A 10,049-nucleotide genomic window follows, 5' to 3' on the forward strand; every position below is an offset into this window, starting at 1 on the left:
ACTTATGTGTCATGACCTCCCCCCGCTCCACCTATGGCGGCGGTTACTACTCCGCGCCGTCCTTCCCGGACACTCCGATCTACGACTCCCTTGTCGCCGAGCGGGGTACTCCTCAGATCGCCCCGATCCGGGTCCCCTCCGCGTACGACACGGGCAGTCATCTGCCCGCGCTCCCGGCCGCCCTGCCCGCACTGCCGGCCGCCCCGTCCCACCACAACCCCGGGTACGGCTACGTCCAGCAGCCCGCGCCGATGCAGCAGATGCAACAGGCGCCCGCGCCGTACATCCCGCAGCAGCCCTCGGCGCCGCGCGGCTATCCGGGCCCCCAGCAACAGCAACAGCGCCCCCCGGCCGGTACGGGCTACGAGGCCATGCGCCCCGCGGCACCCCGTCCCGCCCCGGCGACGTACGAGGATCCGTACAACCGCCCTTACCGCGGCTACTGATTCGCCCGCAGGCGCCCCTGTCGGTGCCTGCTGGCAGGATGGCCGCATGCCGAAGCCACTGCTGCACTCGATCCACTACTACCCGCTCAAGGCGGTCGGGGGACACGCTCCGCGTGAGGCCGTCGTCGAGCCCTGGGGACTCGCGGGTGACCGGCGGTGGGTGCTGGTGGACGGCGACGGGCAGATCGTCACGCAACGGCCGCATCCGAGGCTGGCGTTGGCCGCCGCCGAGCTCCTGCCCGGCGGCGGCATACGCATGTCCGCGCCCGGTCTCGAACCGCTGACGGTGGCCGTGCCGCCCTCCGGCAAGACCGTCACGGTGGACATCTGGAAAGACCTCGTCGAGGCGGAGCCCGCCGACGAGGCGGCGCACGCGTGGTTCAGCGCCTATCTGGACGCGGACGTCCGGCTCGTCCACCTCGACGAGCCCGCGACCCGGCGCCCCATCGATCCCGCGTACGCCAGACAGGGCGAGACCGTCTCCTTCGCCGACGGCTATCCCCTGCTCCTGACCACGCTCTCCTCCCTCGACGCCCTGAACTCGCTCATCGCGCAGGGCGACCACTCCGACGAGGGCCCCCTCCCCATGAACCGTTTCCGGCCGAATGTGGTCGTGGACGGGACGGCGCCCTGGGCCGAGGACTACTGGTCGCGGATCGCGATCGGCGAGGTCACCTTCCGGGTGGCGAAAATGTGCGGCCGCTGTGTCGTGACCACCACCGACCAGCGCACCGCGGAGCGCGGCAAGGAGCCGCTGCGGACGCTCGCCCACCACCGCCGCTTCGGCGACCAGCTGGTGTTCGGACAGAATCTGGTGCCGGAGACGACTGGATCGATCCGGATCGGTGACCCGTTCACCGTTCTCGACTGAGGGCCCCGCGGCGGGGAACTCAAAGGCCCGGTCCGGACGTTGGGCGGAGAGGAGAAGGGTGATTTCGCTCTCTCTTCTCCCCGCCGACGCGTGGGCCGTGCCGGTCGCGGTTATGACGGACGCGGAAGGGGGTGCAGGACTGTGCGAGCACTTGTCGGACTCTGGCGCTGGCGGCACAATCCGCTGCGCCGGAAGACCGACCTCGTCGAGGCCTGGGTGGCCTGTGCGGCGCTGCTGCTCATCGTCCTCGCGGCGCCACTGGCCGGATTCGCGGTCGGCGGACTCGCGAAGGACACCCTGCGGGAGTCCGTGCGCCAACAGCGCGAGGTGCGTCACGAAGTAGCGGGCACCGTGGTCAAGAAGGTCTCCAGACCCCCGGTGGACCCTGATCCCGAGACGTCGTCCGCGCGTGACAGGCACAGCCGCGTGCTCGCCGAATGGACCGCCCCCGACGGCACGGCGCACTCCGGCACGGTCCTCGCCGACCTCCGCTCCCCCGACCCGGGCGACCGCTTCACGCTCTGGACGGACGAGCACGGCCAGGTGGTCGGCCGCCCGCTGGACGACGCGACCGCGAGCACGCACGCGGCCCTTGCCGGATTCGGCGTCGCGGCGGCGGTCGCCGGCCTCGTCGAGGGCACCAGGCGGATCGTCGTCTGGCGGATCGTCCTGCGGCGTTACGACCGCTGGGACCAGGCCTGGGACAAGGCAGGACCGGACTGGGGACGCACCGGCACCGGCTCCTGAACCACCGCCACCGGTTTCCGGCGGCGGTGAGAGACCGGCGATGACCAGGTGAGAGCCTGGCGATCGGGTCAACTCCCCCTCCCCGCGCGCGCTACGGTGGACCGGCCGAACTCTTCGGCGCCTTGCGCGAGGTCGTGAGGTCCCGCGTACGACAAGGTGGGGGCAGAGCAACTCCATGGCACAGGGCACGGTCCAGGTGACGCACACCGGCACCTCGCGGTGGCGGCGCCGCACGGGTGAGTACGCATCGCTCGCCGCCGCCTTGGAGGCCGCGGGCGACGGGGACGTGCTCAGCATCGCCCCCGGCACCTACCGCGAGAATCTCGTCGTCCAGCGGGCGGTGACGCTGCGCGGCGAGGGCTCCCCCGGCTCCGTGCGCATCGCGCCGTCGGACGGGGTACCGCTCACCGTCCGCTCGTCCGCCGTGGTGCAGGACCTGCACGTCGAGGGGCAGGACTCGGCGGCGCCCGCGCTGCTGGTCGAGGACGGCGCACCCGAACTGGTCGACATACGCGTGGTGACGCGTTCGGCGGCCGGCATCGAGGTGCGCGGCGGAGCCCGCCCGACCGTGCGGCGCTGCACGGTCGACAATCCCGGCGGCATCGGCATCGCCGTGCTCGACGGCGGGGGCGGCGTCTTCGAGGAGTGCGAGGTCGTATCGGCGGGACAGTCGGGCGTCGCCGTGCGCGGCGGCGCGCATCCCCGCCTGGAGCGCTGCCGGGTGCATCACGCGTCCGGCGCGGGGCTCTCGGTGACCGGCGAGCACTCCGGGCTCGAGGCGCTCGGCTGCGAGGTCTACGAGGTCAAGGGCTCGGGCGTGCAGGTCACCGGCCGGGCGGCCGCGCATCTCACCGACTGCGACGTGCACCGCACGACGTCGGACGGCGTCACGCTCGACACGGACGCCGTGCTCACGCTCGCCGACTGCCGGATCCATGACGTCCCGGAGAACGCGATCGATCTGCGTTCCCGCTCGGTGCTCACCCTGACGCGTTCCACGGTGAGCCGGTTCGGGCGCAACGGCCTGTCGGTGTGGGACCCGGGCACCCGCGTGGACGCCAACCAGTGCGAGATCCACGACAGTACGGGCGACTATCCGGCGGTGTGGGTCAGCGACGGGGCGACGGCCGTCCTGGAGTCCTGCCGGGTGCACGACGTGCCGGACGCGCTGTTCGTCCTGGACCGCGGCTCGCGCGCGGACGTCGTCGACAGCGATCTCTCCCAGGTGCGCAACACCGCGGTGTCCGTGAGCGACGGCGCGACGGCGCAGCTGGACGACTGCCGCATCCGCGATGTCGCCACCGGTGCGTGGTTCCGCGACCACGGCAGCGGCGGCACCCTGGCCAACTGCACGGTCGACGGCGTGCAGACGGGCGTCATCGTCACCAAGGGCGCCGACCCCACCATCGAGCGCTGTACGGTCACCTCCCCCGCGGAGGCCGGCTTCTACGTCTCGGCGGGCGGCCGCGGCAGCCTGCACGGCTGCCGGGTGACCGACAGCGGCGGCTACGGCTTCCACGTCATCGACGGCTGCCGTACGACGCTGAAGAAGTGCCGTACGGAGCGGTGCGCGCGCGGCGGCTTCGAGTTCGCCGAGGACGGGCCGCTCGTCGAGGACTGCACCAGCGACGAGAGCGGCGGGGTGCGGACCGCGGCGGCCGCGGCGCAGGAGCCCGCCCCGCAGACGGCCACCCAGACCGTGGGATTGCTCGGCTCCGTGCCCGGGCCGCGCCCCACGGACCCGGCGGCCGTGAGCAGCACGGCCCCCGAGCCGCCGTCCCGCTCGTCGAAGGACGTCCTCGGTGAGCTCGACACGCTGGTCGGCCTGGAAAGCGTCAAGCGCGAAGTGCGCGCCCTGACCGACATGATCGAGGTCGGGCGGCGCAGGCAGCTCGCGGGGCTCAAGGCCGCGTCCGTGCGCCGCCACCTGGTGTTCACCGGCTCTCCCGGCACCGGCAAGACGACCGTGGCGCGGCTCTACGGCGAGATCCTGGCGTCGCTCGGCGTCCTGCAGAGCGGGCACCTCGTCGAGGTGTCGCGCGTCGATCTGGTGGGCGAGCACATCGGGTCGACGGCGATCCGCACCCAGGAGGCGTTCGACCGGGCGCGCGGCGGTGTGCTGTTCATCGACGAGGCGTACGCCCTCTCGCCCGAGGACTCCGGGCGTGACTTCGGCCGGGAGGCCATCGACACGCTGGTGAAGCTGATGGAGGACCACCGGGAGGCGGTGGTGGTGATCGTCGCCGGCTACACCGTGGAGATGGAGCGCTTCCTGTCCGTCAACCCCGGTGTGGCGTCCCGCTTCTCACGGACGATCACGTTCGGCGACTACGCCCCCGAGGAGCTGCTGCGGATCGTCGAGCAGCAGGCCGAGGAGCACGAGTACCGCCTCGACACGGGGACGGGCGAGGCCCTCCTGAAGTACTTCACGGTGCTTCCCAAGGGCCCCGCGTTCGGCAACGGCCGCACCGCGCGCCAGACGTTCGAAGCGATGGTGGAGCGGCACGCGGGCCGGGTCGCCCAGTTCGAGGAGCCGAGCACGGACGACCTCACCCTGCTGTATCCGGAGGATCTACCGGAACTGCCGTGACCACCGCGGCGGGCTCGGCCGGTTCGGCCGGCCCGGCGGGTTCGGCGGTCTCCGCCGTCCGGGGACGCGGGGCGGGCACGGCGGGCTTGAGCCGGGCGAGCAGCCGCGCACGCTCCTGCGCGAAGGCCGGGTCCGCCTGGTACTCGGAGTGGCCCAGGATCGGGGCGGGCAGCGGGTGTTCCTCCGTGCGGCCGTAGACCAGGGGGTCCTTGAGGGCCTCGCGGTCGACCTGCGGTCCGTCGCCGTCGGGGACGACCCTGACGGGACCGCCGATGGGGTCGGTGGTGCGGTGCAGATTGCGCCAGCAGTCGACCTCGCGGTGCAGTGAGCTGAGGGCGGCCGGGCCGAAGTGGGCCGGGAACCAGCGTCCGTAGAGCCGCTCCAGCGGTGAGCCGTAGGTCAGGAGGGCGACCCTCCTGCGGACCGAGGGCCACAGCTGCCAGGCGGCCGCGGCGGCAAGGACACTGCCCTGCGAGTGCCCGGAGATGACGAGCCTGCCGCCCGTGGCGCGCGTCGCGCGGGTCCAGGTGTGCATGCGCCACGTGAGATCGGGGACGGCGCGCTCGGCATAGCAGGGGGGTGCGAAGGGGTGGGCGGCGCGGGGCCAGAACGTGCCGACGTCCCACAGGATGCCGATGGTGCGGCGTGCGGAGGCGTCGCGGTAGGCGCGGCGGCCCCAGGTCACGAACAGTATGAAACCGAAGCCGATCAGCCAGGAGCCGAGCGCCTGCGAGGTCTCGGCCGCTCCTTCGAAGAAGGCGGGCAGCCCCTGCGCGGCCTCGCCGGGCACCTCCTCGCTCACCCAGGCACCGACGAGCGCCCCCGCTCCGAGCAGCAGCGTCACCGCCGATGTGATGCCCACCAGGAGCGGCGCCCGGTCGGTGAGGGCGGCACGCGCGCGCGTGCCCGCGATGCGGCGGCTGCGCGCGGCGTCCTCGGGCTCGCCGGGGTACTCGCGCGGGATGGTCGCCCGGTCGGCGCGGGCGCGGCGCCAGGTGCGGACGCCGAGCCAGCCGCAGAGCGCCGCGACGACCACCAGGAGGGGCGGGATCACGGACGCCTGCCAGGTCAGCAGCACGGGCGGGCCGTCGATGGTGCCGCCGGATCCCGGCTCCCCCGAACCGTCCAGCCAGTCGGCGACGCGCTGGGCGCCGCCTCCCGACATCACCCCGCCGAGCGCGCAGGACAGCATGGCTACGGCCGGGCCCGCGAAGCCCCGCAGCGCGGTGCGGGGGTCGGGCGCCGTGCGGTAGAGCGCGCGGGCGACCACCGCGAGGGCGATGACCAGGAGCCCCTGGCCCAGGGCGATGGCCCCGAAGGTCGCGTTGCCCGGCAGCCTGCCCTCGGAGGTCCACTCGGGGCGTGACCACCCGGCGTACAGGAGGGTCAGGGCGAGGAGCGCGAGCGCGCCCAGGGGCAGCCTGCGGATCAGCTTCTCGTCGAGGTGCCGGTCGAGTTTGTTCTCGCTGCGGCCCCTGCGCCAGACCACCAGGACGACGATGCCCGCGCCCAGGACGAGCGTCACGTCCAGGGCCCAGCCGAGGACGTCGAGCAGCGCGGATCCGCCGGGGCGCCGGTCGTGGCGGGCGGCCGACGTGCCGACCGCGGCGGCCACCGTGAGGAATCCCGCCGCGGTGTGTGCGGCCCGCAGGCGGGCCACGAGACGGCGTCCGTACCAGAACCCGGGCTTGCCGAGCGCGGTCCGCCCCGGCTCCTCCTCCGGGTCCGTCTGGTGGGGCAGCGGTGTCTGGGATTCGTACGCGCTCCAGGTGCGCTGCGAGAGGTACCAGAGCAGGCCGGTGAGCGCGGCGGGCACGAGGGCGGCGAGCGCGAGGCGACGGCCCGGCTGGCTCCACCAGCCGCCGTGTCCGGAGGCGTCGGGCGCCAGGAAGCCGAGCCAGGAGCGCTCGGCGGCGCACGCGGGGGTGCCCGCGCACTGCCAGGCCGTCAGGTCGATGGCGACCTCGCAGGCCGCGGCGACGAGCAGGACGGTGAGGCTGAGCCCGATCAGGCGCACCAGGAGGCCGTACGTGCGGACCGTTTTCTTCATGCGGCGTGACGTGGGGCGCATCCAGTGCGCGAGGTTGACCACCATGAAGGGAAGGAGCAGGAGCCACAGGGCCCGCGAGCCGTTTCCGGAGGTGAGGTTGCACCAGACATACGCCTCGGGGACCGGTTTGCCGCGGTAGTCGTCCGGGCGCTTCTCTGCGTCGGCGTCCTCGGCACGGCGGAAGACGGCCGCGGTGTCGTCACCGGAGATGCGGACGGTCCTGGGGTCGTCCAGCATCGCCTGGGGTGTCGTGCCCCCGACTCCGTGCACGAGGAGTTCGAGAGCCGTCTCTTCTCTTTGGTCTGCTGCCACCGTTCCGCTTCCCCCGAATGTGCGCGTGGTCAGGCAAGTAGGATCTCCGCTCACGGCCCCGCCCACACTTGTCCTCACGTAATCTCCCCGTTCGGGGTGAACGCACGGCATCGGGCGGTGGGCCACCCGTCAGGGGCGCATGCGAGGATGAGGCAGCGCATTTGACGTGCGCGACGGGCGTGACGAGGCAGAAGGGCCGGACGGACGTGAGCGAGAATCAGAACCTCCTCGCGGAGCAGCGCCGCGCCCTCATCCTCGACGAGGTGCGCCGCCGGGGCGGCGTCCGCGTCAATGAGCTGACCCGCAAGCTGGGTGTCTCGGACATGACGGTCCGCCGGGATCTGGACGCCCTCGCCCGCCAGGGTGTCCTGGAGAAGGTGCACGGCGGCGCGGTGCCGGTGGTCGAGGCGAGCACGCACGAGCCGGGCTTCGAGGCGAAGTCGGGCCTGGAACTGAACGCCAAGGAGGACATCGCGCGCACCGCGGCCTCCCTGGTCGCGCCGGGCACGGCGATCGCGCTCTCCGGCGGCACGACGACGTACGCCCTGGCCCATCATCTCCTCGACGTGCCGGACCTGACGGTGGTGACGAACTCGGTGCGGGTCGCCGACGTCTTCCACTCCGCGCAGCGCACGTCCGGGCGGCGCCAGGGCGCGGCCACCGTGGTGCTCACCGGCGGGGTGCGCACACCGTCGGACTCGCTGGTCGGCCCGGTCGCCGACCAGGCGATCGGCGCGCTGCACTTCGACGTGCTCTTCCTGGGTGTGCACGGCATATCGGCGGAGGCCGGTCTGTCCACGCCCAACCTCGCGGAGGCGGAGACCAACCGGCGTCTGGTGCAGTCGGCGCGGCGGGTCATCGTGGTCGCCGACCACACCAAGTGGGGCACGGTGGGCCTCAGTTCGTTCGCCGCCCTGGAGCAGGTCGACACGCTCGTGACCGATTCCGGGCTGCCGGCGGAGGCGCGGGCGGAGATCTCCGAGCATCTGCGGCGCCTGGTGGTCACGGACGAGCCCGCGGAGCCGGGCGAGGGCGGGCAGGGAATTGTCGCGGAGCGGGCGGAGAGCGCCGGAGGCACCGCAGACATCTGACGGCCCGCCAGCTATGGTGACGGTGGACGGTCAACCACCCGATTCCGCTTGGGGGCTGAATTCGATGGCACGCCGACTGAGGCCCGTGGGCCTGGAGTTCGTCGAGACCGCTCCGTTGCGTCTGGTCTTCGCCCGCGAGGTGAGCGCCTCCCCGGAGGCGGTGTACCGCGCCCTCGCCGACGGCACGGCCGACTGGCCCGAGTGGTTCACCGCGGTCACCCTGTGCCGGCCCGTCGATACCGCGGACGGCGGCAAGGGCCGCGAGGTGCGGCTCAAGGGCGGCACACGCTTCTGGGAGACGGTGGTCGCGGCCGAACCGGCGCAGCGGTACGCCTACCGCGTCGACGAGGCGAACGCCCCCGGCCTGCGCGCCCTCCTCGAGGAGTGGCGGCTTGCTCCGGCCGGGACCGGCACCCGCGTGCAGTGGACGTTCGCCGCGGACGGCGCGGCGCCCTTCCGTTTCGCCCTGACCCTCGGCAGGGCCGGCATGGGCCGGGCTTTCCGCGACGCCGTCACGGCCCTGGACCGGCGTCTGGCCGAGGCCAACGCCTGAGTACCGCCGCGTGGTCGGGACTGCTCAGGTCCAGGTGCCGTTCGCGAGGAGCGACTTGACGGCGGCCGCGTACGGCGTGATGTCCAGGCCCTGCTCGGCCAGCCACGCGTCCGAGTAGTACTTGTCCAGATAACGGTCGCCGGGGTCGCAGATGAGCGTGACGACGCTGCCGGTGCGGCCCGCGGCCACCATCTCGGCGACGATCTTCAAGGAGCTCCACAGTCCGGTTCCGGTGGAGCCGCCCGCCTTGCGGCCGATGGCCTGCTCCAGGGCCCGTACGGCGGCGACGCTCGCCGCGTCCGGCACCTTCATCATGCGGTCGATCGCGCCGGGCACGAAGCTGGGCTCCATCCGGGGCCTGCCGATGCCCTCGATGCGGGAGCCGCAGTCGCTGGTGGCGTCCGGGTCGTGGTGGGTCCAGCCGTCGAAGAAGCACGAGTTCTCCGGGTCGGCGACGCAGAGCCGGGTGTCGTACTGCATGTAGTGGACGTAGCGGGCGATGGTCGCCGACGTGCCGCCCGTGCCCGCCGTGGCGACGATCCACGCGGGTTCCGGATAGCGTTCGAGACGCATCTGCTGGTAGATCGATTCGGCGATGTTGTTGTTGCCGCGCCAGTCCGTGGCCCGTTCCGCGTAGGTGAACTGGTCCATGTAGTGGCCGCCGGTGTCGACGGCCAGGGCGGCGGACTCGGCGTACATCATGCGCGAATCGTCCACGAAGTGGCACTGACCGCCGTGGAATTCGATCAGTCGGCACTTCTCGGCGCTGGTCGTGCGGGGCATCACCGCGATGAAGGGCACGCCGATCAGCTTCGCGAAGTACGCCTCGGAGACGGCCGTCGAGCCGCTGGAGGCCTCGATGACCGGCCGCCCCGGCCGGATCCAGCCGTTGCAGAGGCCGTAGAGGAAGAGCGAGCGGGCGAGCCGGTGCTTGAGGCTGCCGGTCGGGTGGGTCGATTCGTCCTTGAGATACAGGTCGATGCCCCACTGCTCCGGCAGCGGGAAGCGCAGCAGATGGGTGTCGGCGGAGCGATTGGCGTCGGCCTGGACCTTGCGTACGGCTTCTTTGAGCCAGGCCCGGTACTCCGTATCGCTGCGGTCCACGTCGAGCGTGGCCATCGGGTCATCGGCTTGATGCTGCTGTGTGGTGCTCACCGCGCGGCTCCTCGGGCGTCAACCTGGCCGCGCTCGGCGCGGGCCCTGCTCTTCGATCATAGACACCTTCCACACCCTCCTCACCTGCATAAACACACCTTTGAGCGCCTCAAAGGAACACCTGGCTCCGCCGACTGACGCAGCGGCACGGCACACTGTGAAGTTGACGGCGTCCATTTGTGACCACGTCTTCATACGCACTGGTGCTCGACGCCCTGTGCGTGCAGACTGCAC

8 protein-coding genes are annotated in these 10,049 nt (G+C 72.2%); 6 read left to right on the top strand and 2 right to left on the bottom strand.

The genetic code is table 11. The features are described 5' to 3' along the window. Window positions 1–11 precede the first annotated feature (11 nt). The 4 genes from ACQKIP_RS29885 to ACQKIP_RS29900 all read left to right on the top strand — a co-directional run bounded on the left by ACQKIP_RS29885 (window position 12) and on the right by ACQKIP_RS29900 (window position 4,654). A complete protein-coding gene (locus tag ACQKIP_RS29885; protein ID WP_365859787.1) occupies window positions 12–446 on the top strand; it encodes a DUF6643 family protein in 435 nt (144 codons plus the stop codon). Between the two features lie 46 nt (window positions 447–492). Beyond that, window positions 493–1,317, top strand: coding sequence for an MOSC domain-containing protein (locus tag ACQKIP_RS29890; protein WP_365859788.1), 825 nt, complete (start codon window positions 493–495; stop codon window positions 1,315–1,317). A gap of 141 nt (window positions 1,318–1,458) precedes the next feature. After that, on the top strand, window positions 1,459–2,064 hold the full coding sequence (locus ACQKIP_RS29895) for an Rv1733c family protein (RefSeq protein WP_365859789.1): 606 nt from the start codon (window positions 1,459–1,461) through the stop codon (window positions 2,062–2,064). A 175-nt stretch (window positions 2,065–2,239) separates the two neighbouring features. Then, a complete protein-coding gene (locus ACQKIP_RS29900) occupies window positions 2,240–4,654 on the top strand; it encodes a right-handed parallel beta-helix repeat-containing protein (RefSeq protein ID WP_365859790.1) in 2,415 nt (804 codons plus the stop codon). Here ACQKIP_RS29900 and ACQKIP_RS29905 read toward each other — a convergent pair. Next, the gene (locus ACQKIP_RS29905) at window positions 4,614–6,941 is read right to left on the bottom strand and encodes a hypothetical protein (protein WP_365859869.1); all 2,328 of its coding nucleotides are present in this window, start codon (window positions 6,939–6,941) and stop codon (window positions 4,614–4,616) included. The genes ACQKIP_RS29900 and ACQKIP_RS29905 overlap by 41 nt on opposite strands. Window positions 6,942–7,222: 281 nt before the next feature. On the opposite strand from ACQKIP_RS29905, the gene ACQKIP_RS29910 reads away from it, so the two are divergent. Continuing rightward, the gene (locus ACQKIP_RS29910) at window positions 7,223–8,107 is read left to right on the top strand and encodes a DeoR/GlpR family DNA-binding transcription regulator (RefSeq protein ID WP_365859791.1); all 885 of its coding nucleotides are present in this window, start codon (window positions 7,223–7,225) and stop codon (window positions 8,105–8,107) included. Between the two features lie 64 nt (window positions 8,108–8,171). Beyond that, complete coding sequence (locus tag ACQKIP_RS29915) at window positions 8,172–8,660, top strand: SRPBCC family protein (RefSeq protein ID WP_427744662.1); 489 nt, start codon at window positions 8,172–8,174, stop codon at window positions 8,658–8,660. A gap of 24 nt (window positions 8,661–8,684) precedes the next feature. Here ACQKIP_RS29915 and ACQKIP_RS29920 read toward each other — a convergent pair whose 3' ends face one another. Continuing rightward, entirely contained in the window at window positions 8,685–9,779 is a 1,095-nt protein-coding gene (locus ACQKIP_RS29920; protein WP_365859870.1) for a PLP-dependent cysteine synthase family protein, read from the bottom strand. Window positions 9,780–10,049: the final 270 nt, after the last annotated feature.

This window comes from Streptomyces sp. NPDC059900 (assembly GCF_050270335.1).
GTDB lineage: Bacteria > Actinomycetota > Actinomycetes > Streptomycetales > Streptomycetaceae > Streptomyces.